Here is a 24,757-nt window from a genome sequence, read left to right on the forward strand (position 1 = left end):
CGGCACGACAGGTCAGGCGGCCTGCCCGGTGGGCATGATGGTGATCTGCTGGAAGTTCACCCGCGGCGGCATCGTGGCGATGAAACCGACGGTCTCCGCGATGTCCTCCGGCGTGAGCCACTCCATGCTCTCCTTGGCGCCCGCCAGCCATTCCCGCGCGCCCGGGTCGGTGACGTGGCTCTGCAACTCGGTGCCGACGATGCCCGGTTCGAGCGCCGAGACCCGCACGTTCCGCGCGCCCAACTCGGCGCGCAGGTGCCGGGACAGGTGGGTGACGTACGCCTTGGTCCCGGAGTAGACGGCGAAATTCGGGAAGATGTTCTGCGCCGCGATCGACGAGGTGTTGATCAGGTCGGCCACCCCGCGCTCGGCGGCGGCCGCGATCAGCTGCGGGGTGAACGCGCCGATCGTGTTCATCAACCCGGTGATGTTCAGGTCGATCTGCTGCTTCCACTGGTCGGCCGCCAATTCCTCGATCGGGGCGGGCAGCATGACGCCGGCGTTGTTCAGGAGCAGGTCGGCGCCGCCGAACTCGGCCGCCACCCGGGCGGCGGCGTCCGCCAACGCCGCGGCGTCGGTCACGTCGGCGGCGATCGCCAGCGCGCTGCCGCCGTCGCGCTCGATCCGGGCGACCAGATCCGCCAGCCGATCGGCCCGCCGGGCCAGGACGACGACGCGGGCACCCAGCGCGGCCAGCTTCTCGGCGGACGCCGCACCGATACCGCTGGAGGCGCCGGTGACGACCGCGACACGACGGGCCGACGGGCGGGACATGGTGTTCATGGACATGGTGCGTACCCTCCACAGGTGAGCAAAGTGGGCCGCGGTCGGTTCCTCTCGACCGCTCATCCAGCACACCACTCTCACGAGCCCGTGTGGACGCCATGGATGGCCCTGCGGAAACAGGTACCGACAGGGCCGGCCCGGTGCGGATACGGCACCGGCGACCTGCGCACACTGGTCCCATGGACCGCACCAAGGAAATCTCCGGGTTCCTGCGCTCACGACGCGCCGGAATCACCGCCGAGGAGGCGGGGCTGCCCGCCGACGGCCGGGTCCGCCGCGTGCCCGGCCTGCGCCGGGACGAGGTGGCCCGCCTGGCCGGTGTGAGTACGGAGTACTACACGCGCCTGGAGCAGGGGCGCGCGCACAACCCCTCCACGGAGGTCGTGGCGGCGATCGCGCGTGTGCTGCGGCTCGACGGCACCGAGCGTGAACACTTCACCGACCTGCTGGGCTCCGATGCCCGCACCGTACGGCGCGCGCCGGCCGGGGCCGCCCAGCGGGTGCGGCCGGGGCTGTACCTGATGTTGGAGACCCTCGACCGGGTGCCGGCGTTCATCCTGGGCCGACGTACCGACGTACTGGCCACGAACCGGCTCGCCAGGGCCGTGCTCACCGACTTCGACGCGCTGCCCGCCACCCGGCGCAACCTGGCCCGGTACTACCTCCTCGACCCCGAGGCCCGCGAGCGTGTCGGCGATTGGGAACGCCTCGCCGCGGAGACGGTCGCCATGCTCCGATTCGAGGCGGGCCGCTACCCCCACGATCGCCGGCTCGCCGATCTGGTCGGCGAACTGACGCTCAAATCCCCCGAGTTCAGCGGCTGGTGGAACGACCACCGGGTGCTGCGCCGCACCCATGGGGCCAAGCACTACCGCCATCCCCTCGTCGGGGACCTCCACTTCGCCTACGAGTCCTTCCAGGTCCCGGGCGACACGGAGCAGACCTTGTGCGTCTACAACGTCGAGCCGGCCTCCCCCACCGCCGAGGCGCTGCGGATCCTGGCCGACTGGACCGCACCCGAACTCCCCGCCCACGCCCCGCACGCCGGCTGACGGGTCGACGGCGACAGCGCCCGGAGGCGCCGCCCACGACGAGGCGCGCACGACGGCGGACGACAAGGAAGGCCGGGAGGCAGCCACTCACCGCCTCCCGGCCTTCCGATCAGGGGGCCGTTACTTCAGCCCGTTGTCGACCGCGGTCATCAACACCCCGGTGTCCCCGCTCATCTCCCAGATCATCGCGCCCAGGAGATTCTTCGAACGGAGCCAGGCCGTCTTCTTCCCGATGGACCATGCGTCGTCGAAGGTCCACCACTGGCCGTTGTTGCCGGTGAAGCCGTAGGTCGAGACCGACTGCTCGTCGTGGTAGACGGTCAGGTTCGGTACCGACGACATCAGGTTGGCGTAGCCCCTGGTGCCGGCCTCCTCCGGGAACTGGCCCGGTGCGGCGCCGTGCGCCTCCTGCCATTCGCCGTGCGCCCCACCGTCGGCGACGCCCTGCCAGCCGCGGCCGTAGAAGGCCAGGCCGAGGGCGAGCTTGCGTGGGTCCACGCCCTGGTTCAGGTAGTAGTTGACGGTGGTTTCCACGCTGAACTTGGTCGGGTACGGGTCCCCCGCGTCCTGGTACAGGTTGCCCTGATCCCCGGTGCGGTTCGGTTCCCAGCTGTTGTCGCTGCCGGAGCCGTGGAAGTCGTAGCCCTGCACGTTGGCGTAGTCCATGTAGTCGAACACGCTGGGCGTGCCGTCGCGCGTGGTGATGTCCCAGCCCACGTCCAGCTTGCCGGGGTCGGCGGGGGTGAACGCGGTGAGCAGGTAGTGCTTGCCCGTGGTCTGGCCGTACGCGTCCATCTGCTTGCGGAACTCGGCCATCAGCAGGGTCAGGTTGTTCTTGTCGTCCGCGGAGATGTGGTTGCCCGCGTGACCCTCGGCGCCCGGCCACTCCCAGTCGAGGTCGAAGCCGTCGAAGATCCCGGCCGCGACGCCGTTGCCGCCGCGCCCGTTGGTCACCGGCAGGTTGCCCTTGAGGTACATGTCCACACAGGACTTGGCGAACTTCTGCCGCGACGCGTCGGTCTTGGCGACGTCGGAGAAGTACCTGCTGTACGTCCAGCCGCCGACCGAGATCAGCGCCTTCAACTTCGGGTACTTCGCCTTGAGTTGCTTGAGCTGGTTGAAGTTTCCGGCCAACGGCTGGTCCCACGTGTCGGTGCTGCCGTTGACGGATTCCCCGGCGCTGAAGCCCTTTTCGTAGTCCGCCCACGAGTCGCCCGCGCCGTCACCCTGGTTCGGGTCCTGCGGACCCGGGGTGGTGGCCTTGGTGACGCCGTTGAGGCAGGTCAGGTTGACCGGGTCGATGTTGGAGAAGGAGTAGTTGAGGTGCGTGAGCTTGGCCGCGGCACCGGTGGTGTCCAGCGACTTCATCGTGTAGGCGCGGCCGTAGATGCCCCACTGCACGAAGTAGCCCACGCGGAAGTACTCGCCGCCCGGGGTGCCGCCGCCGGTGGTCTTGACGGTGAGCGGCGCACTGGCCGGGCCGGTCTGGTCGATGGTGTCGCGAGCCACCACGGTGTACGTGTAGGTGGTGTTCGCGGTCAGACCGGTGTCGTTGTACGAAGTCCCGTTGACGGTGGCGATCTTGCTGCCGCCGCGCAGGACGTCGTAGTTCTTGACGCCGTGGTCGTCGGTGGCCGCCGTCCAGTTGAGGGTGAGCGACGTGTCGTTCACGCTGCTCGCCGTCGGTGTGCCGGGGGCCGTCGGGGGTGTGTCGGTACCGCCGCCGGGCGCCGTGCGCAGCGTGGCGGTCGGCGACGCGGGTCCGGTCTGGTCGATGCTGTCCCGCGCCACGATCTTGTACGTGTACGCGGTGTCGGCGGTCAGACCGGTGTCGGTGTACGCGGTCCCGGTGACCGTGGCGACCACGGAAGTACCGCGGTAGACGTCGTAGTTCTTGACGGCGTGGTCGTCGGTGGCCGCGCCCCAGCTCAGCGAGATGGAGGTCGAGGTGGTCGCGGTCGCGCTCGGCAGGCCGGGCGCGCTCGGCGGGTTGTCGGTCGGCGGCACGCCGTCACAGGGGCCGCCGTTGATCTTGCAGCCACTGGGACTTCCGGGGCCGGAGCCGACGAAGCCGAACTTGACGCTCGCCCCGGGCGCGACCGAGCCGTTGTAGGTACGGTTCTTCGCGGTGTAGTGCGTTCCGGACGAGGTGATCAAGGCGTCCCAGTACGCGCCCACGGAGGTGCCGGCGGGGAAGTCCCACTCGACGGTCCAGGCCGTGACGGCGGTGGTACCGGTGTTCTTGATCGTCCACTCCCCCTGGAAACCGCCCCCCCAGTCGGAGGTTTTGGCGAAGGTCGCGGTGGCCCCTTCGGCGGCTTGCGCGGGTGCGGCGGACAGGCCGACCATCGCGGCGAGCGGGAGGAGCAGGCTCGCACAGATGGCGATGAATCTCTTGCCGGGCTTGGTGCGTTTGGTGCGCCACACGGTTTCGATGGCCATGGGTGCTCCTGGATTTCGGGATCCGACGGAGAACCTGCGCCCCACAATGAGCCGGGTTGTCCGGCTCACACAGTAGGGCGAGCGTAATGAAGGTCTGGACCAATAATCAAGGTCTAGACCAGTAGCGGCGAGGTGCCGGCAAGTCCCGGCAAAATCGGCTCGCCCGAACCCCCCTGCGCCCGCTGCCGTTTCGTTGGCCGCACTCGGTGTTCGATACCCCTTCACGCAAAATGTGATTTGTGACATGGTACATGTCACGCAGCGGTCCGGACGCTCCCCTTCCGGTCCACGGCGGCACCAACTGCCTTGCCACCGTTGGTCCTTCCGGCGAGGCAGCGAGCAGTACCACGCACGCGCCGGCTCCGCCTCTCTCCCCGAAACGGGGCCGGCGACGAAACCGCTCATGCCGTTGCACCACCCCTCATCGGAGGCGCGCACGCGTGCCCTCTGTTCCGCAAGGAGACGGTCTTTGCGAACCAATCGATCGACCCATTCGGCACGACAGGGAAGACTCCGCCGCGTCGCGGTGGTTGCCGTATCACTCGCCATGGGCTTCGGGTTGTTCACCCAGCCCGGATCGGCCGCCCCCGCCGATCCCGGTCCGGCGGCGGCCCCGATCCCCGTGGCCGCACCGCTCGGCGCACCCCCCAGCGCCTCGGCCGACCAGTCCCCGCACACCCGGGCGAAGCCGCTGCCGGTCCCCGACCGGCCGCCACTGTCCGCGAACGTGTCCGACAACGCCCGGCGCGACTACGACGACCCGGCGTCGGCCGCCCGACCGGCCCGGCCGTCGATGGCCGCGACGAACCAGCGTGCCGCCGCGGCCGGTTGCGCGGTCGCCGACTTCGCGAGCCGTACCGGCGCCGCGCTGGTCACGCAGATCAAGTCGTCGACGACGGAGTGCGTGAACACCCTGTTCACCGTCTCCGGAACCGACGCCCGCTCGATCTTCCGCGAAGAGCAGATGACCACGGTCGCCTACGCTCTGCGCGACCTCGCCGGCTCCTACCCCGGCAACGGCAGCACGAGCGCGCCGCAGGTGGTGCTGTTCCTGCGCGCGGGCTACTACGTGCAGTGGTACGACCCGACCACGGTGGGCACGTACGGCCCCGCGCTGAAGACCGCGATCCGCTCCGGTCTGGACACCTTCTTCGCCAACGCGCACTCCTCGGACGTCACCGACGCCAACGGCGAGACGCTGGCCGAGGCGGTCACGCTGATCGACAGCGCCCAGGAGAACGCCCGCTATCTCTACGTGGTCAAGCGGCTGTTGGCGGCCTACAACAGCTCGTACGACGCGTCGTGGTGGATGAAGGCCGCGGTCAACAACGTCTTCACCGTGCTCTTCCGCGGCCACCAGGTACCCGAGTTCGTCACCGCCGTGCAGTCCGACCCGAGCACCGTCGACGCGGTCGACGCCTTCGCGAGGGCACACCGGGACCTGCTCGGCACCGACCGCGCCTACCTGACCGTCAACTCGGGCCGCGAACTGGCCCGCTTCCTCCAGTACGCGAGCCTCCAGGCCCGGGTGCGCCCGATGGTGCGCGCCCACCTGAGCGCCACCTCGATCACCGGGCCGACCGCGGCGATGTGGGTCGCGCTGGCCGAGGGCACCGACTACTACGACAAGGCACAGTGCGCCTACTACGACACCTGCAACCTCCAGGCGCGGCTGACCGCGGCGGTGCTGACCATCGACTACACCTGTAGCCCGAGCATCCGCATCCGGGCCCAGGAGATCAGCCAGGCCAACCTCGCCACCGCCTGCACGAGCCTGCGCAACCAGGACTCGTACTTCCACGGCGTGGTCAAGGACAGCGGCGCGGTGGCCAACGACCACAACACCACGATCGAGGTGGTGGTCTTCCACTCCAGCGCCGACTATCAGACCTACGCCGGCGCCATCTTCGGCATCGACACCAACAACGGCGGCATGTACCTCGAAGGCGACCCGAGCGCGGCCGGCAACCAGCCGCGGTTCATCGCCTACGAGGCCGAGTGGACCCGGCCCGCGTTCGAGATCTGGAACCTCAACCACGAGTACACGCACTACCTCGACGGCCGGTTCGACATGTTCGGCGACTTCGACGCGGGCGTGACCACACCGACCATCTGGTGGATCGAGGGCTTCGCGGAGTACGTCTCCTACTCCTACCGCAACCTGCCCTACGACGCCGCGATCACCGAGGCGGGCAAGCACACCTACGCGCTGAGTACCGTCTTCGACACCACCTACTCCCACGACACGACCCGCATCTACCGCTGGGGCTACCTCGGCGTGCGCTACATGCTGCAGAAGCACCCGGCGGACATCACCCGCCTGCTCGGCTACTACCGCACCGGCGACTGGGCCGGCGCGCGCACCTTCCTGACCTCCACCATCGGCACCCGCTACGACAGCGACTGGTACACCTGGCTGGCCGCCTGCGCGGCGGGCGAGTGCGGCGGCGGTGGCACGCCCACCAACCGCCCGCCGACGGCCGAGTTCACCAGCGCGGTCAGCGGTACGTCGGTCGCCTTCACCGACACCTCCACCGACTCCGACGGCACCATCGCCGCCCGCGCCTGGGACTTCGGCGACGGCACCACCTCGACCGCGGCCAACCCGACCAAGACGTACGCGGCCGGCACCTACACGGTGAAGCTGACCGTCACCGACAACGGCGGCGCCACCGCGACCGTCAGCCACAACGTCACGGTCACCGGCGGCGGAGGCGCCTCCGAGTGCACCGACCCCGACACCCGCGTCCTGGGCAAGAACTGCGGCCGCAGCTCGGTGTCGGCGGGCGCGAACGGAACCGCCTGGTTCTACATCTACGTCCCGGCGGGAACCGCGCGCCTGAACATCGTCACCACCGGCGGTACCGGCAACGCCGACCTCTACTACAACAGCGACAACTGGGCCACGCCCACGGCCTACACCGCCAAGTCCACCCAGTCGGGCAACGCGGAGACCCTGACCATCACCGCACCGCCCGAGGGCTACCACTACATCTCCCTCTACGGACAGCAGGCGTTCGCCGGCACCTCGGTGACGACGAGCTACTGACCGACCCCGCCCGGCGCGCCCACGACGCGCGCCGGGCGGACCGCGGCGGCGGGGCCCTACCGGGCCTCGCCGCCGTCGATCGTCGTCGACTCGCGGATCACCAGTTCCGGGCGGAAGACCACCTGGCGGTGGGTGTGGGTGTCGGGGTGTTCGCTCTCCTCGAGGAGGAGTTCGGCGGCGCTACGGCCCAGGCGGTAGGTGGGCTGGCGGATCGAGGTCAGCGGGACCGCCGAGGCCGCGGCGAACTCGATGTCGTCGTAGCCCACCACCGCGACATCCTCCGGGATCCGCACGCCGGCGCGCAGCAACTCGCGTATCAGACCCAGGGCCAGCAGGTCGTTGGCGCAGAAGATCGCCGCCGGCGGGGGGCCCGCGTCGAGCAGGCGCCGGGCCGCCTCGGCACCGGATCTCGCGTTCATCGCGGGGACCGTGACGTCGCGGGTGGAGGTACCGAGCCGCAGGCCCGCGTCGCGGAGCGCGGCGCGCATGCCGCGGCGGCGGTCCTCGCACTGGCGGATGGACAGCGGGCCGGACACGAACGCGAACTCGCGCCGGCCGACCGCCACCAGGTGTTCGCCGGCCAACCGGCCGCCCAGCACGTCGTCCACCGCCACCGAGCACAGGTCCGCGCGGTCGCCGCCGCGATCGAGCAGCACCACCGCCAGGCCCCGGGCGCGCAGGTCCGCCACCGGCAGTTCCGCGTCCCGGGCGGGGGTGACCAGCACGCCGCGTACCCGCTGTTCCTGGAGCACGCGCAGGTATCGTTCCTGCTTGGTTCCCGAGTCGTCCGAGTTGCAGAGGATGACCACCGAACCGGACTCGTTGCAGACGTCCTCGACGCCGCGCGCGACGTCCGTGAAGAACGGGTTGGCCACGTCCAGGACGATCAGGCCCACCGTGTTGGCCACGCCCGAACGCAGCGACCGTGCGGAGTCGTTGCGTACGAAGCCGAGCAGTTCCACCGCTTCGAGCACCCGGTTGCGGGTGGACTCGGCCACCCGCTCGGGGTGGTTGAGCACGTTGGACACCGTGCCCACCGACACACCGGCCCGGTGGGCCACCTCTTTGATGCTCGACGTCGTCATCCGGGATCGATCCGCTTCTCCAGGCCGGTCCGGGGTCGGGCCGGCGGGTCCGACCCCGGCAGCCTATGCGGTGCCGGGGCGGTTCCCCGAACCGCGACGGTGGCGTCAGGCCGGCGCTTCGGTGCGCTTCGGCAGGCGATCGGCGGCTCGGGCCCAGTCGCCCGCGTCGGGGCGGGGTTCGTGGCGGCGCAGCGGCTGAGTGGTCCGGACCAGTGCGCGCAGGTCCGCGAGCGAGCCCGGTACGGTCCCGGCGGCCCGGGCCTGGACGAGCAGGTTGCCGAGCGCCGCGGCCTCGGTCGGGCCGGCCACCACCGGCAGGGCGCACGCGTCGGCGGTGGCCTGGCACAGCAGCGTGTTCAGCGCGCCGCCGCCGACCACGTGCACCACGTCGACGGCGCGCCCGGAAAGGCGTTGCGCGTCCCGTACCGCCCGACGGTAGGCGAGCGCGAGGCTGTCCACGATGCAGCGCACCGTCTCCCCCGGCGTCCGCGGGACCGGCTCGCCCGCCCGGCGGCAGGCCGCCGCGATGCGCTCGGGCATGTCGCCGGGCGGCAGGAAGGCGGGATCGCCCGCGTCGACGAGGAAGCGCAGCGGTGCCACCCGCGCCGCGTCGTCGAGCAGCCGGTCCAACGATTGCGGCCGGCCGAGGCGGTCCCAGTGCCGCATACATTCCTGGAGCAGCCACAGGCCCATCACGTTGCGCAGGTAGCGCACCGTGCCGTCGACGCCCAGTTCGTTGGTGAAGTTCGCCCGGCGGCTCTCCCGGCTGCGCACCGGCGCGTCCAGTTCGACGCCGACCAGGGACCAGGTCCCGCTGGAGATGTAGGCGAAGCGCTCGTCGCGGGCGGGGACGGCGACCACGGCCGAGGCGGTGTCGTGCGAGCCGACGGCGGTCACCCGGACCCCGGCGGGCAGTGCGGTCTCCGCCGACACATCGTCGGTGAGCGTGCCGGCCGCCGCGCCGGGTGCGCGCAGTGGGGCGAACAGGTCGGGGTCGAGGCCGAGTTCGGCCATGATCCCGGTGGACCAGCTCCGGCTGTCCGGGTCCAGGAGTCCGGTGGTGGAGGCGTTGGTCAACTCGGTACCGGCCTCGCCGGTCAGCCAGTAGGAGATCAGATCCGGGATCAGCAGCGCCCGCCGGGCCAAGCCGAACTGCGGGGTGTCGGCGGCGGCGACGAGTTGGTGGATGGTGGTGAAGCTCGCGTGTTGGATTCCGGTGAGGGCGTACAGCCGCTCGGCGGGGACGCGGGCGTGCACCCGTTCGGGGATGCCGGTGGTGCGCTCGTCGCGGTAGTGCACCGGGTTGCCGAGCAGTGTGCCACGCGCGTCGAGCAGTCCGAAGTCGACCGCCCACGCGTCGATTCCGATGCTCGTCGGGGTGCCCGCGGTACGGCCGGCGGCGCGCAGGCCGTCCAGGACGCCGCCGTACAGGGCCAGGACGTCCCAGTACAGCGTGCCGCCGACGCGCACCGGACGGTTGACGAAGCGGTGTGCCTCGGTGACGCTCAACACCTCGGGGCCCACCCGTCCGGCCAGCACCCGGCCGCTGGAGGCGCCGAGATCGACGGCGGCGAAGACGTCCGCGGAACTCCCGTGTCGGTTGCGTGTGTTCATCGCAGGAACGCCGCGGCGACGCCCGCGTCGACGGGGATGTGCAGGCCCGTGGTGTGCGACAGGTCGCCGGCGGTCAGCGCGAACACCGCGTTGGCCACGTGCTCCGGCAACACCTCCCGCTTGAGCAGGGTGCGCTGCGCGTAGTACTCGCCCAACTTCTCCTCCTCGACCCCGTACACCGCGGCCCGTTGCGCGCCCCACCCGGCCGCGAAGATGCCGGATCCGCGCACCACGCCGTCGGGGTTGACGCCGTTGACCCGGATCCCGTGCGGGCCCAGCTCGGCCGCCAACAGCCTCACCTGGTGGGCCTGATCGGCCTTGGTGGCGCCGTAGGCGATGTTGTTCGGGCCGGCGAAGACGCCGTTCTTGGACACGATGTAGACGATGTCGCCGCCCGAACCCTGCTCGATCATCGTCCGGGCCGCCTCGCGGGCGACCAGGAACGAGCCGCGCGCCATCACGTCGTGCTGCACGTCCCAGTCCTGTGCGGTGGTTTCCAACAGCGGCTTGGAGATGGACAGTCCGGCGTTGTTGACCACCAGATCCACTCCGCCGAACGCCAGTGCGGCGGCGGCGAACGCGGCCGCGACGCCCGCCTCGGAGGTCACGTCCACGGTCACCGGCACGGCGCGGTCCGCGCCGCCGAGAAAGGCGGCCACCGCCGTCGCGCCCGCCGCGTCCCGGTCCGCGACCACCACGCACGCGCCCTCCGCGACCAGGCGTTCCGCGATGGCCCGGCCGATGCCCGAACCGGCGCCGGTGACCAGGGCCACCCGGGCGGCCAGCGGGCGCGGCCGGGGCAGGCGGGCCAACTTGGCCTCCTCCAGGGCCCAGTACTCGATCCGGAACTTCTCTCGCTCGTCGATCGGCGCATAGGTGGAGATCGTCTCGGCGCCACGCATCACGTTGATCGCGTTGAGGTAGAACTCGCCCGCCACCCGGGCGGTGCGCTTGTCCGCGCCGAACGAGAACATGCCCACCCCGGGCACCAGGACGATCGCCGGGTCGGCGCCGCGCATGGCCGGCGAGTCCGGCTCGGCGTGGCGCGCGTAGTAGGCGGCGTAGTCGGCCCGGTAGTCGGCGTGCAGTTCGCGCAGTCGGGCCGCGACCTCGTCGAGCGGCGCGTCGGCCGGCAGGTCCAGTACCAGCGGGCGGACCTTGGTGCGCAGGAAGTGGTCGGGGCAGGAGGTGCCGAGCGCGGCGAGGCGGGGGTGTTCGGTGCGGGACAGGAAGTCCAACACCGGTGCGGTGTCGGTGAAATGCCCGACCCGGGCGCCGTCGGTCGAGGCCAGGCCGCGCAGCAGCGGGGCCAACGCGGCGGCCCTGGCCCGGCGTTCGGGCTCCGGCAGCGGCTCGGCGATCGGCTCGCCGAACGGATGGCGGGCGGGGTCGAATCGTGCCTCGATGAACTCCTCGGCGGTGCGGATGATGTGCAGCGAATTACGCTCGCACTCCGCGCTGGTCTCACCCCACGCGGTGATCCCGTGCCCGCCGAGAACGCACCCGATCGCCTGCGGGTTCGCCGCCCGGATCGCCGCGATGTCCAGGCCGAGCCGAAAGCCGGGACGGCGCCACGGCACCCACGCCACGGTGTCGCCGAAGCACTCGGCGGTCAGCTTCTCGCCGTCGGCGGAGGTGGCGAGCGCGATGCCCGAGTCGGGGTGCAGGTGGTCCACGTGCGCGGCGTCGAGCAGACCGTGCATCGCGGTGTCGATGGACGGCGCGGCACCGCCCCGACCGTGCCCGCAGAAGTCGAACGCGGCGACCATCTCGTCCTCGCGGTCGTCCCCGGGGTACACCTGCGTCAACGCGCGCAGCCGGTCCAGGCGCAACACCGCGAGCCCGTCCTCGGTGAGGGTGCCCAGGTCGCCGCCGGAGCCCTTGACCCAGAGCAGGTCCACCGGCGTGCCGGTGACCGGGTCGACGCCGACGCCCTTGGCGGAGGTGTTGCCTCCGGCGTAGTTGGTGTTGCGCGGATCCGCGCCGAGCGCGTGCGAGCGACGGAGCAGGTGCTCGACCTCGGGTGGGGTGCCGGACATCGGCGGGTCTCCTCGTGCGTGGAGGTGGTGGGGATGGGGGCGGGGCGGGGCGGGGCGTGACGGGGTGGATCGGCGGGGCCCGGACGGGATCAGGCGCCCCAGCCGGCCTGTGTACCGCCGACGCGCTCGGCGCGGATGCGCTCCGCGTATCCGGAGGCGTGGTAGGCGGCCACCGGGTCGGGCGCGAGGCCCTGCTCCTCGCGCAACTCCCGGAGCAGCGGCCGGACATCGGTCGCGTAGGCGTCCATCAGTACCGCGTTGGCGGCGAGTACGTCGCCCGCCCGCTGGGCGGCGGCCAACTCCTCGGCGTCCACGAGGAGGGCCTTGGCGGTGGCCTCCTGGACGTTGGTGACCGAGCGGATCTGGGCGGGGATCTTCGGCTCGATGTTGTGGCACTGGTCGAGCATGAAGTTCACCCCCGCCGCCGGGTCGAGGCCGCCGCCGCGCACCACCTCGTGCATGATCCGGAAGAGTTGGAACGGGTCGGCGGCGCCCACCATGAGGTCGTCGTCGGCGTAGAAGCGCGAGTTGAAGTCGAACGCGCCGAGCCGGCCCCGGCTCAGCAGGAACGCGACGATGAACTCGATGTTGGTGCCCGGCGCGTGGTGCCCGGTGTCCACGCAGACCACGGCCCGGGGCCCGAGTTCGAGGCAGTGCGCGTAGGCGGTGCCCCAGTCCGGGACGTCGGTCATGTAGAAGGCGGGCTCGAAAAGCTTGTATTCGAGCAGGATGCGCTGGTCGGCGCCGAGACGCGCGTACACCTCGGCCAACGCCTCGGCCAGGTACCCCTGTCGGGTGGCGATGTCGCCCTGGCCCGGGTAGTTGGTGCCGTCGGCGAACCAGAGCTTCAGGTCGCGGGAGCCGGTGGCGTCCAGCACATCCACACAGGTGAGCAGGTGGTGCACGGCCTTGCGGCGCACCCGGGCGTCGGGGTTGGTCACGCTGCCCAGGCGGTAGGCGTCGTCCTGGAAGACGTTGGCGTTGATCGCGCCGATCCGCACGCCGTGCTCGTGCGCGTGGGCGGCCAGGTGCGCGTAGTCGTCGACCCGGTCCCAGGGGATGTGCAGGGACACGAGCGGCGCCACGCCGGTGAGGGCGTGCACCCGGGCCGCGTCCGCGATCTTCTCGTACGGATCGCGCGGGACGCCCTCCTGGGCGAACACCTTGAAGCGTGTACCGGAGTTGCCGTAGGCCCACGAGGGCGTCTCGATCCGCTGGGCGCGCAGGGCGACGCGCACCGCCTCGATGTCCTGCATGGGGGCTCCTGCCTACGTCCGACGTTCCGTCGAGCGAAAATGAAACGTTTCAATCCGACGGAAGGGAACGTACGTCCGCAACGGGAACACGTCAAGACCACAAGCGGCGCCCGTACCCCGAGGCCGGGGTCGGGCGCCGCGGCGCGGTGTCGGCGGATGCGCCGGTCGGGTCATACCCGCGCGTGGGTGGTGATGTCCTCCTCGAAGAGTTCGACCATGCTCGCGGTCACCGTGGGGCGGGACTGGGCGAGTGCGTCCAGGTAGTCGCGGGTCCGCGCACCCGGGGCGCCCGCCTCGCCGGCGTCGTCGTTGCCGTCGTTGCCGTCGTTGCCCTCGAACAGGTCGCGCTCGAACGACGCCTGGGCCGCGATCCGCGCCGCGTGCCCGATGTCGGCGGGGGTGAGCAGGTCACTGGCCGCCACCAGTGCGTCCAGGTCCACGTCCGGGCGGGCCGAGGCGTGGTGGGTCCACATCGCCCGACGGGCGTCCGCGTCCGGGGTGCCCACCGGGATGATGTAGTCGAAACGGCCGGGCCGCAGGAACGCCGGGTCGAGCGAACGCACCGAGTTGGTCGCACACACCAGAAGCCGATCGCCGTGTTCGCGGAACGCCGGGATCAGCTTGAGCAGTTCGTTGGTCACCGCGTGCCCGGCGCCGGGTCGGGCGTGCCGGATCGGCGCGATCTCCTCGACCTCGTCGATGAACACCACGATCCGCTCCAGTCGGGCCAGTCGCCCGAACGCCTCGCGCAGCGCCGCGGCGAGGTTTCCGCCGTCGGCCAGGCGCGAGGGCAGCAGTTCCACGAACGGCCAGCCGAGCCGGGAGGCGATGGCCCGGGCGAAGGTGGTCTTGCCGGTCCCCGGGGGCCCGAACAAGGCGATGGCGCGCGGCGGTTCGACCCCGTGCCGCAGCGCCCGGCCCGGATCGGCGAGCGGGAGCACCACACGCCGCTCGATCAGGTTCTTCTCCACCTCCATGCCGGCCACCTTCGACCACAGGTCGCCCGGCAACATGCGCCCGCCGAGCCGGTCCAGGGTCTCCGCGACGTGGTCGTCGACCGGCTCGACCTTCTCGAAGTAGGCCACCGCGGGCCGCCGTTCGTAGCCGGCGTTGCGCAGCCCCAGTTCGCGCGAGTCCTCCTCGGGCAGCACGTACGCGATCCGCCGCACCCGCTCCTCGACCAGTCGGCGCTCCAGGGCGAGCAGCAGCGTGCTGGTCAGACCCAGGCCGCGCGCGCCGGGCGAGATGGCGATCCGCATCACCCAGGCCCGTCCCTCGGACACCGTGGCCAGCGCCGCGCCGACCACCGCGCCGTCGCGCCGGGCCACCACCGCCGGTTGGCGCGAGGCCAGTGCGTGGATGCACTCCGACAGCGAGAACACCGACTCCTGACCGAGCCCGGTCGTGGTGTCGATCAGGTGCACCACCGCCGCGAGGTCCTCCTCGCGATAGTCCTGTACCAGCCAGACCATGAATCGCTCCATCCGTGGATCCGGTGCCTCGACGAGTGCCACACACTAGGCAGCGCCGGCCCGCGGCGAATGTGTCGTTGTGTACAAGTGCGTGCCTCGACTTGGTCACCTCGTGGATGGACATCCGAGCCGCGACCGGGCAGCGGTGAGCGCACGTCGTCGCCGTTTGGACGGTCCGTGGGGGCAGAATGGGCTTCGACCTCGTCCGTGCCGTCCGGCCCGTCGGGCCGCCCGACCCCAACGGAGAACCCATGACCGTCTCGTCCGCGTCCGGCCCCGCCCAGGCGTCCGGTGTCTTCCCGATCGGCGGCGACCTGCCGGTGCATCGGCTCGGATTCGGAGCCATGCAGCTCACCGGGGCCGGTGTCTGGGGCGAGCCGAAGGACCGTCCGGAGGCGATCCGGGTGTTGCGACGCGCCGTCGAACTGGGGGTGAACCTCATCGACACCGCCGACTCCTACGGCCCGTTCGTCAGCGAACAACTGATCCGCGAGGCCCTGCACCCGTACGCCGACGACGTCGTGATCGCCACCAAGGGCGGCTTCGCCCGCACCGGCCCGGGCGAGTGGCACGAACTGGGTCGCCCCGAATACCTGCGCCAGCAGACCGAACTGAGCCTGCGTCACCTGGGCCTGGAACGGATCGACCTCTACCAGCTGCACCGGATCGACCCGCGGGTCCCGCTCGCGGACCAGGTCGGCGAACTGGCCCGGCTGCGCGAGGAGGGCAAGATCCGGCACATCGGCCTGTCCGAGGTCACCGTCGAGCAACTGCGCGAGGCACGCGAGATCGTCGAGATCGTCTCCGTGCAGAACCTGTACAACCTGGTCAACCGCAAGGCCGAGAGCGTGCTCGACTACGCCACGGCGGAGGGCATCGCCTTCATCCCGTGGTACCCCATCGCCACCGGGCAACTCGCGCGCCCGGGCGGCCCGTTGGACACCCTCGCGAAGGAACGCGGGGCGGCCCCCGCGCAGCTGGCGCTGGCCTGGCTGCTGCGTCGTTCGCCGGTGATGCTCCCGATCCCCGGCACGTCCAGCGTGGCCCACCTGGAGGAGAACACCGAGGCGGCCCGGGTCCGGCTCACCGACGACGACTTCGAGACGTTGTCCGCCATCGGCCTGTGACACACGACGCCCGCCCCGTCCCCGAATCGGGGCGGGGGCGGGGCGGGCGGTTCGAGGCGTGGTGACCCGGTCGCCACGCCGTTCGGTGGGGGCATCCCGACCGAGGACGGCGGCCGGGATGCCCGTTCATGGGGTCACTGCTGGACGATGGTCAGGTAGGCGGCCGCCCACGTGCTCGGCTCGCCGCCCTGGAAGGCCAGCTTTTGGGTGCCCCCGTTCAGCGTGCCGAACACCGAGGTCGGAATCCGCCACACGAACTGGTCGTTGGTGCTGGAGACCAGCGGCGACGGCGTCAACGGCACCGACTGCCACATCCCGGTCCAGTCCGCGCCGTTCTTGGTGGCCTTGTACAGGAAGCCGTTCTCGAGCATGAAATCGGCGCCGACACCCGGCCACACCGGGCCCGTGACGTAGCCGGTGTTCGGGTTGTTGTCCGCGTCGACGAAGACCCGGTGCGTGCCGAACGGCAGTTGGTAGGTCGCCTTGTACTCGGCCTGGGCGGCGGTCAGGGTCGCCGAGACGTCCACGATCGGCCCGCCCACCGGCGGCGGCGGAGTCAGCGAGACCTGCGCGGTGTGCGCCGAGACCCGACCGGTGGCGTCCCGGGCGACCACGTCGAACGTGTGGGTCGTACCGGGCGTCATGTCACCGAGCCGCGCCGAGATCTGACTCGCCGGCACCGTCGCCATCCGGGCGTTGTCCTGGTAGATGTCGTACGCCTCGACGGCGGCCGAACCCGGCGTCGACGCGGTCCAGGACAGCTGCACCGAGGTGGGACCGGCGGTGGCGCCGGTGAAGGATCCGGGCACACCCGGAGGGTTGGCGCCCGGTGCCGAGGTGGTGACATTGCGCGCCGGGCTCGCGGCCGACAACACCCCCGCGTCGTTGCGGGCGCGAACCGTGAACGCGTAGGCCGTCGACGGGTTCAGGTCCGTCGCGGTGAACTGCGAGGAGCCGGTGGTGCGATGCGGCACCGCACCGATCCGGACGCCGTCGCGGTAGACGTCGTAGCCGGCCACCGTGCTCGGGCCCGAGTTCGGCCAGCTCAGCTGTACCGACGTGGCCGAGCCGGCGGCGGCCGTGGGCTGCGCCGGCGTCGCCGGAGCGGCGGTCGGGGCGACCTTGGCGGCGGCCAGTTCCGTCGACCAGTAGGAGGTGCCCGGAAGGCTGTCCCACGGGTTGGGGTCCAACTGGTCCGGGGTGACGTAGACCGTGCCGGCGTTCTTCTGCTTGCTCTGCGCCACCGCCGACGGCATCTGCGCCTCGGTGGTCTCGTAGATCAGGTGCCAGAACTTGGCCGGGTCGGAGTCCAGTTCCCACTGCGGCGGAGTGAACGTCTGGTAGGTGGTGTAGCTGCCCTCGAAGGTGACCTGGATGTCGGCCGCGTCCTCGTAGCACTGCGGGATGTCGATGCCGGGATTGTCCACCACCAGCGCGCCCGGGTGGTTGCGCTTGGTGTAGGCGGTCAACGCGCGATACTCGTCGACGTAGGTGTTCGTCCCGTTCGGGCCGCAGCTGTTCTGGCCCTGGTCGAAGAAGATGCCGTCGATCTCGGGGCCGTAGAGCCGATACCACTTGTCGACGTCGTGCTGGATCTGGATCCGCCACGCCGCGATGCTCGTATCCCCGAGCCGGGTGGTTTTCGGGGCGCCGATCGTGTTGGTGCCGAAGTAGCCGGTGTCCACGTAGGCGATCACCTTGCCGCCCGCCTGACGCACCTGCCGGATCGCGGTCTTGAACGTCTCGTTGGGCGCGTTCTCCTCGAAGTTCGGCCCGTTGGCGATGTTGACGACGGTCAGCCCCGGGGTGCCCGTGCCACTGGCGAGCGTGGCCCACGCCGTCCCGCCGGACGGGACGCCCGGGTGGAAGTAGGCCGGTACGCCGACCTGTTGGTTGATGCCCGGGCCGGGGTCGGCCTGGGCGGCCGGCGCGGTCGCGATCAGCGAGGCGCCGAGCAGTGCGGCGGCGGCGGTTCCCGCCGCGGCAGTGCGCGCTCTCCACGAGCGGGCACGAGAATCCGTGCGCATGCGTACTCCTTCTGGAATGGCCTTCCGGATGGGACGGTGGCTCACTTCTTCAGTAGGGCGTTGACATCGCTGTTCGCCTGACCGAGCGCGGACTTGGCGTCGGCCTGGCCGAGCCAGACCCGGTCGACGGCACTCTGCACGATGTCCAGGATCCGGTCGCCCTGGTCGGTGACCGGAAGTACGAAGGTTTGGCCGGGGGTTGCCACCGGCTGGGTGAAGATCCGCATGTCGCGGCCCGCGGCCAGTTGCGCGGCCTCGGCCTTGGCCGAGGACGTGGTGATCGCCGGGAAGACGACGGCCTCGCCGGCGACGATGTCCTGGCACTCGGTGGAGGCCAGGAACTTCACCCACTGCCAAGCCTGTTCCTTGTGCTTGCCGTTGGCGTACACGGCGTCGGACAGGCCGTTGATCGGCGTCTTGCGCCCGGTCGGACCGGTCGGCATGCCGGCGAAGGCGACCTTGCCGTCGGCCATGTAGGTCTTGGCCATCCAGGAACCGGCGATGGTCATCGCGGCCTTGCCGGACTGGAGCAGCCCGTCGGCGCCGACCGTCGACTGCTTGTCGTACGCCGGCATGTACCCCTTCTTGATCAGCCCCGCGAACCAGTCGAGGGTCTGCGTGAGCTTGGGGTCGGTGTAGTTGTACTTGGTGCCGAACGGGTTCTTGTCCACGTACTGGAAACCGTTGGAGACCGCGAACGGGCCCCAGGAGTCCTGGCCGACGGCGCCGCCCTCGTAGGCGATGGCCAGACCGTAGGTCTTGACCTTGTTCTTGTCGAAGCCCGGTTCCAGGCCGGTGCGGCCGTTCTCGTCGACGGTCATCGCGGCCACCGCGCGGCCGAAGTCGCCGCCGTCGACCGGGTTCCAGTTCCAGGCGTCCAGTGCCTGCGGGGTGAGTTGGGCGCGCTGCGCCATCTCCTTGTTGTACGCGACGCCCATGGTGCCCCAGTCCTTGGGCAGGCCGTAGCGCTTTCCGTCACGTGTCCACACGTCGGCCAGGTTGGCCTGGTACTGCTGCAGATCCACGGTGTCGCGCTGGATGTAGGAAGTCAGGTCCAGGATCTGGTTGTTCTTCTGGAACTGCGGGAAGTACAGGACCGAGTTGGTGAACACGTCCGGCGCGGTCCCGGAGACGACCTGCGTGGTCAGGTTCTGCCAGTACTGCGCCCACGCGGTCTGGGTGACCTCGACGGTGATCTTCGGGTTCTTGGCGTGGAAGGCTTCCGCGCACTTCTTGTACTGCGGGATCTGGTTGTCGTCCCACAGCGAATACTTCAGCTTCACCGAGCCCCCACCGCCACCGCCCGAGGAGCCACCGGAGCCGCACCCGGCGGCGACGAGCACCACACTGGCGACCACGGCGGACGTGCGGACGGCGGGCGATCTCAGCGAACGGCGGATCGCGGAACGGGACATGGGCATCTCCTCGGAGAAGAACTCGGGGGGTTCACTTGAGGCCGGTGAAGTTGAGGCCGTTGACGATCCGTCGACCGAAGACCACCAGCAGGATCAGCATCGGGATGACCGAGAGCGTGGAGGCGGCCATCAGGCCGGTCCAGTCCGGACGGGCGTTGGGCGACTGCTGGAGGAACACGCCGATACCGGTGGTCAGTACCCGGTTGTCGGGTTCGTTGCCGACCAGCAGCGGCCACAGGTAGTCCTTCCACGCCCACACCGCCGTGGTCAGCGCGATGGTCAGGATCGGGCCCTTGCTCATCGGCAGCACCACCCGCCAGAAGATCCGCCAGTGGCCGGCGCCGTCGAGCATCGCCGCCTCCTCGATCTCGCGCGGGATCGACATGAAGAACTGGCGCAGGAAGAACACCGTGAACGGGGTCATCAGCAGCGTCGGCGCGACCATGCCGGCGAAGCTGTTCAGCATGCCCAGGTCCTTGACCATCACGAAGTTGGGCAGCAGCGTGAAGATCGGCGGCACCATCAGCGCGCCGACGACCACGGCGAAGGCGAACTCGCGTCCCCAAAAACGCAGTCGGGCGAGCGCGTAGCCGGCCATCGCGCAGGAGAGGGTCTGCCCGACCACGATCGCCGTGGTGTAGATGATCGAGTTGCGGGTGTACAGCAGGAAGTCCAGGTCGGCGCCCGAGCCGCCGGCCGCACGGCTCTCCTCGTCCGACGCGAGACCGAGCACCCGCTTGAAGTTGGCGAAGGTGAAGTGCTCGGGCCACAGCGAGGTGCTGTCGGCGTAGAGGTGGTTGCCGTCGGTCAGCGCGGTGCGCAACATCCAATAGAAGGGGAAGAGGGTGATCAGCAACGAGACGCCGAGCACCAGCCAGGCCAGAGCACGTCCGAGGCCGAACCTCCGGCGCGAGGGGCGGTGTTCGCCCTCGACGGCGACCGGCTTGGAGGATGCGGCGCGGGCGATCGGTCGGGCCCGGGTGGATGTGGACATGGTCAACCCCTCAGGCCAGGTCGGACGTGGAGGCGCGCAGCAGGCGCATCTGGAGGTAGGTCAGTCCGCCGAGCACGACCACCAGGCACAGCGCCATCGCGGCGGCGTAGCCCATGCGGAAGTGGGTGAACGCCTCCTGGTAGATGTAGTAGTAGGCGACGCGGGTGGCGTCGACCGGGCCGCCCTTGGTGGTCACCGCGATCGTGTCGAAGATCTGGAACGAGCCGATCACCGAGACCACCATCACCAGGGCCAGGATCGGCCGGAGCAGCGGCAGGGTGATCCTGAAGAACATCCGGATCTCGCCCGCACCGTCCAGGGACGCGGATTCGTACAACTCGCCCGGGATCTGCAGCATCCCGGCGTACAGGAGCAGTGCCACGTATCCGGTGCCCGCCCAGATGTTGACCGCGGACACGCTCAGCAGGGCCTCGTCCGGCGAGGCGAAGAAGCCGTGCGTCTCGCTCCCGGTCTTGCCCATGAGGTGGTTCACGAAGCCGAGGTTGGCGTCGAGCATCCACAACCAGATCAGCCCGATGGTCACGTTCGGCACCAGCCAGGGCACCAGGAGCAGGGCGCGGACCACGACGGATCCGGTGAGCCGGACCATGATCGCGGCGAGCAGCAAAGCCACGCCGACCTGTACGCCGAGGGTGATGAAGACGAAGTAGGCGGTGACCTTGAGGGCGTTCCAGAACAGCGGGTCCTTGGCCACCTCGACGTAGTTGTCGGCGCCGACGTACTGCGGATCGGAGAGCAGATTCCAGTCGGTGAGCGAGATCCAGATGCCGCGACCGGTGGGGTAGAGGTAGAAGACGGCGAAGCCGATGAACGCCGGGAGCAGGAACAGGCCGGCGGCCCGATTCTCCTTCGACCGCGCGCGGTTGGCGGTTTGGGGGCGGGTGGGGCGGCCCTTGCGCCGGCCGAGGGTCATGCTCATGAGGCCAGCCTGGGGACGAGTCGCAAAGCGTTGTCGGCGTAGACCTTGGCCAGCACGTCCCGCGGCAGGTCGAGTCCGCTGATCGCCCAGCGACCCATCAGCGGCGGGTCCTGGTCGGAGTGCGGGAAACCCTCGTCGGCGGTCTCCAGGAAGCGGAAGTGCCGCTGGTAGACGGCCCGGTCCGGCGGGATCTCGTCGGTGCCGAAGAGCACCCGGTCGGGGTGGCGCAGGATCAACTCGGTGGTGGCCCTGGGTTGGCGGCCGAGTTCGGCGATCCGGGCCGCGATGTCGACGTGGAAGTTGGCGTAGGTGTCCAGCATCCGGCCCACCCATTGCAGGTTTTCCGGGTAGCAGCCCATGTGCACGCCGACGAAGGTGGTGCCGGGGTGCCGGGCGACCACGTTCTCCAGGGCCTGGACCAGTCGTTCGAAGCTGGGGAAACGGTCGTCGGCGAACGACCAGTCCGGGCGGGCCAGGAGCAGTTCGAGGCGTTCGTTGTGCTCGTCGATGGGGTCGAAGAAGGCGACCGGGTCCGCGGTGTGGATCCAGATCGGCAGGCCGACCTCGCCGGCGGTGGCCCACAGGGTGTCCAGGCGCGGGTCGTCGACCATGACCAACGTGTCGGCGTGGTCTCGCAGTTGCAGGCCGAGGTCCTTCCAGACCTTGAGTCCGACCGCACCGGTCTCGGCCGCGCGGCGGAGCCCGGCGGCGATCCGCTCCTCGAATCCGGGGGTCGCCAACTCGCGCCAGTCGACGTGGCAGAAGGTGGCGAACCGGCCGGGGTGGGCGTGGTCGTAGCGGGCCAGGTTCTCGTCGAGTTCGGTGCCCCAACGACCGTCGAGGTTGACCATGCCGCGGATGCCCAACTCGTCCATCATCGCGAGCAGTGCGCCGACGTCGGGCACCACCCAGCCGCCGTCCTCGCTGAGCCAGCGGCCGAGGTGGATGTGCGCGTCGACGACCGGGAGCGAGGCCCGCTCGACCTCGTGCGCCCCGACGACGAGCCGCGAGCGCGGCGTGTAGCGCGCCAGCGGCAGATCCTTCAGGTGCGCCGGCACGACGGTTTCGTGGGGGAAGTGCGGGATCATCTACTCGCTCCCTGTCTGGGTCGGGTGGATCAGTTGCGGATGCCGTCGGGCAGCAAGGCACCGTGCGCGACGATCAACTCGTCGACCAGATCCTGGATCTGTTGCAGCGTCAGGGTCGCGGACGCGTTCGGGTCGAGCATCGCGGCGTGGTAGACGTGGTCGCGGCGGCCCTCCAGGGCGGCGTGCAGGGTCAGGTCGCCGACGTTGAGGTAATTCCGGTTGAGCGCGGCCAATTGCGGGGGCAGCGCGCCGATCCTGGTGGGCTGTACACCCGCCTTGTCGACCAGGCACGGGACTTCGACGAACGCGTCGGACGGCAGATTGGTGATCAGTCCGTCGTTGACCACGTTGCCGTGCAGTACGCGCGGGGTGCCGGTCTCGGTGGAGTGGACGATCAGCGAGGCGAGTTCGTTGCCGGGCGCGATCTCCACGCCGTTGCCCGCGCGCAGCCCGGCGACCAGCGCTTCGTAGGTGTCGAGGTTGTCCTGGAGCCAGTCCAGGTAGGTGCCGATCGGCAGGCGGAACCGGTCCACCTGGTCCTGGTGCGGCAGGAACCAGGGCAGGTACTCCGAGCCGTGCTCGCTGGACTCGGTGGGGAAGTAGCCGAAGCGGCGGTAGACCTCGACCCGTACCCGGCGCCGCATCTGCGGATCGGCCTCGATCACCTCGTCCAGGCGCCGGTAGAGGTTCTCGCCGCGGTGTTCGAAGCGCAGGACGAACGCCTGGTGGTTGACGCCCGCCGTGCGGAAGGAGATCTCCTCCTTCGGGATGCCGACCAGCCGCGCCAATGTGGCCTCGGTGTCGCGGACCGAGTGGCACACGCCGACGACCTTCTTCAGCCCGGTGCCCTCGTAGACCGCGCGCGGGATCATCGACATCGGGTTGGTGTAGTTGATCAGGATCGCGTCGGGGCACAGTTCGGCCATGTCCCTGCCGATGCCGACCATGACCGGAATGGTGCGCAGTGCGCGGAAGATGCCGCCGATGCCGAGGGTGTCGCCGATGGTCTGGCGCAGCCCGTAGCGGGCGGGGATCTCGAAGTCGATGTGCGCGGCCTTGACGCCGCCGACCGCGATCTCGTTGATCACGTAGTCGGCGCCGGCCAGGGCGCGGCGGCGGCCGAGGTGGGCCTCCACCTCGGCGCCGACGCCGAGCGTGTCGATCATCCAACGGGTCATCTGCTCGGCGGTGTTGAGCCGTTCGACGTCGATGTCGTGCAGGACGACGGTCATCTCGTCGGCGAGTTCGGGGTAGGTCAGGAGGTCGGAGAGCAGGTTCTTGGCGAACGTGATGCTGCCGGCTCCGATGAGCACGATCCTTGCCATGGTGCGGTCACCTCGCTGTGCGGCTTCGGGGTGGGGCCCGGGTGGTGGGGTGGGTGGGCGGGCGGTGGGCGGCCGGTCGCGCTGGTGGGCGGGTGGGCGGGTCAGGGGCGCAGGATCGCCTTGACCGGGTGGCTGCCGCCGCGCATGAGGTCGGTGAAGATCTCCGCGCCCGACTCCAGGGGGTAACTCGCGGTCCACCCCAGGCCCCAGCCGCCGACGAGGTCGACGGCGCGCTCGAACTCCGCGTTGGTGTAGGCGAACGAGCCGAGCACGCGCTTTTCGGTACGGACCAGCACGGTCGCGTCGAAGCCGGCCTCGGCCCCGGCCAGGCCGAGCCAGATCGCCACTCCGCCCGGACGCAGCAGGCGCACCGACTGCTCGTGGGTTTCGCTGCTGCCGACCGCGTCGAAGACCACGTCGAACTCGCCGGTGAGTTGGCCGGCCACGGTGGTGGCGCCCAACTTGGCGGCGATCCGGCGGCGTTCGGGCGAGCGGTCGGCGACCGCGATGCTCGCGGTCTCCTCGCCGGCGGCGGCCAGGACGCAGACCAGGCCGATCGCGCCGGCGCCGATCACGCCGACCCGGGCGCCGGGCGCGACGTCGGCGAGCCGCCAGGCGTGTACCGCGTTGGCGGCGGGCTCGATCACCGCGGCGGCCTCCCACGACATGTCGTCGGGGAGCTTGTGCAGCGCGGAGCGCGGTACCGCGACGCGCTCGGCGAAGCCGCCGGGCAGGTGTACGCCGATGATCCGACGGTCGCGGCAGACCTGGCGCAGGCCGCCCCGGCACAGGTCGCAGGTGCCGCAGGACAGGATCGGGTTGACGGTGACCGAGGTTCCGTCGTCGGTCACGCCCGCGAACTCGTGTCCCATCACCAGTGGCGGAACACGAAAGCCGGGCGTGCGTACGCCGTGCAGTTCGCTGCCGCAGATGCCGGCGCTGCGTACGTGGATCAGTACCTCGTCCTCGGCCGGTTCGGGTTCGGCCACGTCGTCCATCTCGACGGTGGCGGGTCCGGTGAACACGAGCGCCCTCATCGTCGTGCC

At 70.4% G+C, this 24,757-nt stretch carries 17 protein-coding genes; 3 read left to right on the forward strand and 14 right to left on the reverse strand.

Annotated features, from left to right (window positions below; all coding sequences use genetic code 11):
* Positions 1-12: 12 nt before the first annotated feature.
* The gene (locus tag ACFRCG_RS01220) at positions 13-789 is read right to left on the reverse strand and encodes an SDR family oxidoreductase (RefSeq protein WP_380027385.1); all 777 of its coding nucleotides are present in this window, start codon (positions 787-789) and stop codon (positions 13-15) included.
* A 176-nt stretch (positions 790-965) separates the two neighbouring features.
* Here ACFRCG_RS01220 and ACFRCG_RS01225 point away from each other — a divergent pair, with 176 nt between their 5' ends.
* A complete protein-coding gene (locus ACFRCG_RS01225; RefSeq protein WP_380027387.1) occupies positions 966-1,838 on the forward strand; it encodes a helix-turn-helix transcriptional regulator in 873 nt (290 codons plus the stop codon).
* Between the two features lie 120 nt (positions 1,839-1,958).
* Here the strand turns inward: ACFRCG_RS01225 and ACFRCG_RS01230 are convergent, their stop codons facing one another.
* Positions 1,959-4,280 carry a glycosyl hydrolase family 18 protein gene (locus tag ACFRCG_RS01230; RefSeq protein WP_380027389.1) on the reverse strand — a complete coding sequence of 774 codons (2,322 nt, stop codon included), beginning with the start codon at positions 4,278-4,280 and terminating at the stop codon, positions 1,959-1,961.
* A gap of 547 nt (positions 4,281-4,827) precedes the next feature.
* Here ACFRCG_RS01230 and ACFRCG_RS01235 point away from each other — a divergent pair.
* Complete coding sequence (locus tag ACFRCG_RS01235; protein WP_380027445.1) at positions 4,828-7,329, forward strand: collagenase; 2,502 nt, start codon at positions 4,828-4,830, stop codon at positions 7,327-7,329.
* 56 nt (positions 7,330-7,385) lie between these two features.
* Here ACFRCG_RS01235 and ACFRCG_RS01240 read toward each other — a convergent pair whose 3' ends face one another.
* The 5 genes from ACFRCG_RS01240 to ACFRCG_RS01260 form a co-directional block, all read right to left on the reverse strand.
* Positions 7,386-8,414 carry a LacI family DNA-binding transcriptional regulator gene (locus tag ACFRCG_RS01240; protein ID WP_380027391.1) on the reverse strand — a complete coding sequence of 343 codons (1,029 nt, stop codon included), beginning with the start codon at positions 8,412-8,414 and terminating at the stop codon, positions 7,386-7,388.
* 105 nt (positions 8,415-8,519) lie between these two features.
* Positions 8,520-10,028 carry a rhamnulokinase family protein gene (locus ACFRCG_RS01245; RefSeq protein WP_380027393.1) on the reverse strand — a complete coding sequence of 503 codons (1,509 nt, stop codon included), beginning with the start codon at positions 10,026-10,028 and terminating at the stop codon, positions 8,520-8,522.
* A complete protein-coding gene (locus ACFRCG_RS01250) occupies positions 10,025-12,067 on the reverse strand; it encodes a bifunctional aldolase/short-chain dehydrogenase (RefSeq protein WP_380027395.1) in 2,043 nt (680 codons plus the stop codon). Before ACFRCG_RS01250 ends, ACFRCG_RS01245 begins: the two co-directional genes overlap by 4 nt.
* Before the next feature lie 89 nt (positions 12,068-12,156).
* Positions 12,157-13,323 (reverse strand): L-rhamnose isomerase, encoded by a 1,167-nt coding sequence (gene rhaI / locus ACFRCG_RS01255; RefSeq protein ID WP_380027397.1) that lies wholly within the window; start codon positions 13,321-13,323, stop codon positions 12,157-12,159.
* A 170-nt stretch (positions 13,324-13,493) separates the two neighbouring features.
* On the reverse strand, positions 13,494-14,795 hold the full coding sequence (locus tag ACFRCG_RS01260) for an ATP-binding protein (protein WP_380027399.1): 1,302 nt from the start codon (positions 14,793-14,795) through the stop codon (positions 13,494-13,496).
* A 251-nt stretch (positions 14,796-15,046) separates the two neighbouring features.
* On the opposite strand from ACFRCG_RS01260, the gene ACFRCG_RS01265 reads away from it, so the two are divergent.
* A complete protein-coding gene (locus tag ACFRCG_RS01265; RefSeq protein ID WP_380027402.1) occupies positions 15,047-15,922 on the forward strand; it encodes an aldo/keto reductase in 876 nt (291 codons plus the stop codon).
* Between the two features lie 134 nt (positions 15,923-16,056).
* Here ACFRCG_RS01265 and ACFRCG_RS01270 read toward each other — a convergent pair whose 3' ends face one another.
* The 7 genes from ACFRCG_RS01270 to ACFRCG_RS01300 form a co-directional block, all read right to left on the reverse strand.
* On the reverse strand, positions 16,057-17,949 hold the full coding sequence (locus ACFRCG_RS01270; RefSeq protein WP_380027404.1) for a spherulation-specific family 4 protein: 1,893 nt from the start codon (positions 17,947-17,949) through the stop codon (positions 16,057-16,059).
* A 41-nt stretch (positions 17,950-17,990) separates the two neighbouring features.
* Complete coding sequence (locus ACFRCG_RS01275) at positions 17,991-19,364, reverse strand: ABC transporter substrate-binding protein (protein WP_380027406.1); 1,374 nt, start codon at positions 19,362-19,364, stop codon at positions 17,991-17,993.
* 31 nt (positions 19,365-19,395) lie between these two features.
* Positions 19,396-20,358 (reverse strand): carbohydrate ABC transporter permease, encoded by a 963-nt coding sequence (locus tag ACFRCG_RS01280; protein WP_380027408.1) that lies wholly within the window; start codon positions 20,356-20,358, stop codon positions 19,396-19,398.
* A gap of 10 nt (positions 20,359-20,368) precedes the next feature.
* Positions 20,369-21,298: a carbohydrate ABC transporter permease gene (locus ACFRCG_RS01285; protein ID WP_380027410.1), complete on the reverse strand. Its 930-nt coding sequence runs from the start codon at positions 21,296-21,298 to the stop codon at positions 20,369-20,371.
* On the reverse strand, positions 21,295-22,386 hold the full coding sequence (locus tag ACFRCG_RS01290; protein WP_380027412.1) for an amidohydrolase family protein: 1,092 nt from the start codon (positions 22,384-22,386) through the stop codon (positions 21,295-21,297). Before ACFRCG_RS01290 ends, ACFRCG_RS01285 begins: the two co-directional genes overlap by 4 nt.
* A 29-nt stretch (positions 22,387-22,415) precedes the next feature.
* Entirely contained in the window at positions 22,416-23,711 is a 1,296-nt protein-coding gene (gene melA / locus ACFRCG_RS01295) for an alpha-galactosidase (protein WP_380027414.1), read from the reverse strand.
* 101 nt (positions 23,712-23,812) lie between these two features.
* Entirely contained in the window at positions 23,813-24,748 is a 936-nt protein-coding gene (locus ACFRCG_RS01300; protein ID WP_380027416.1) for a zinc-binding dehydrogenase, read from the reverse strand.
* Between the last annotated feature and the right edge of the window lie 9 nt (positions 24,749-24,757).

The organism is Embleya sp. NPDC056575 (assembly GCF_042793325.1).
In the GTDB taxonomy this organism is placed as follows: domain Bacteria; phylum Actinomycetota; class Actinomycetes; order Streptomycetales; family Streptomycetaceae; genus Embleya.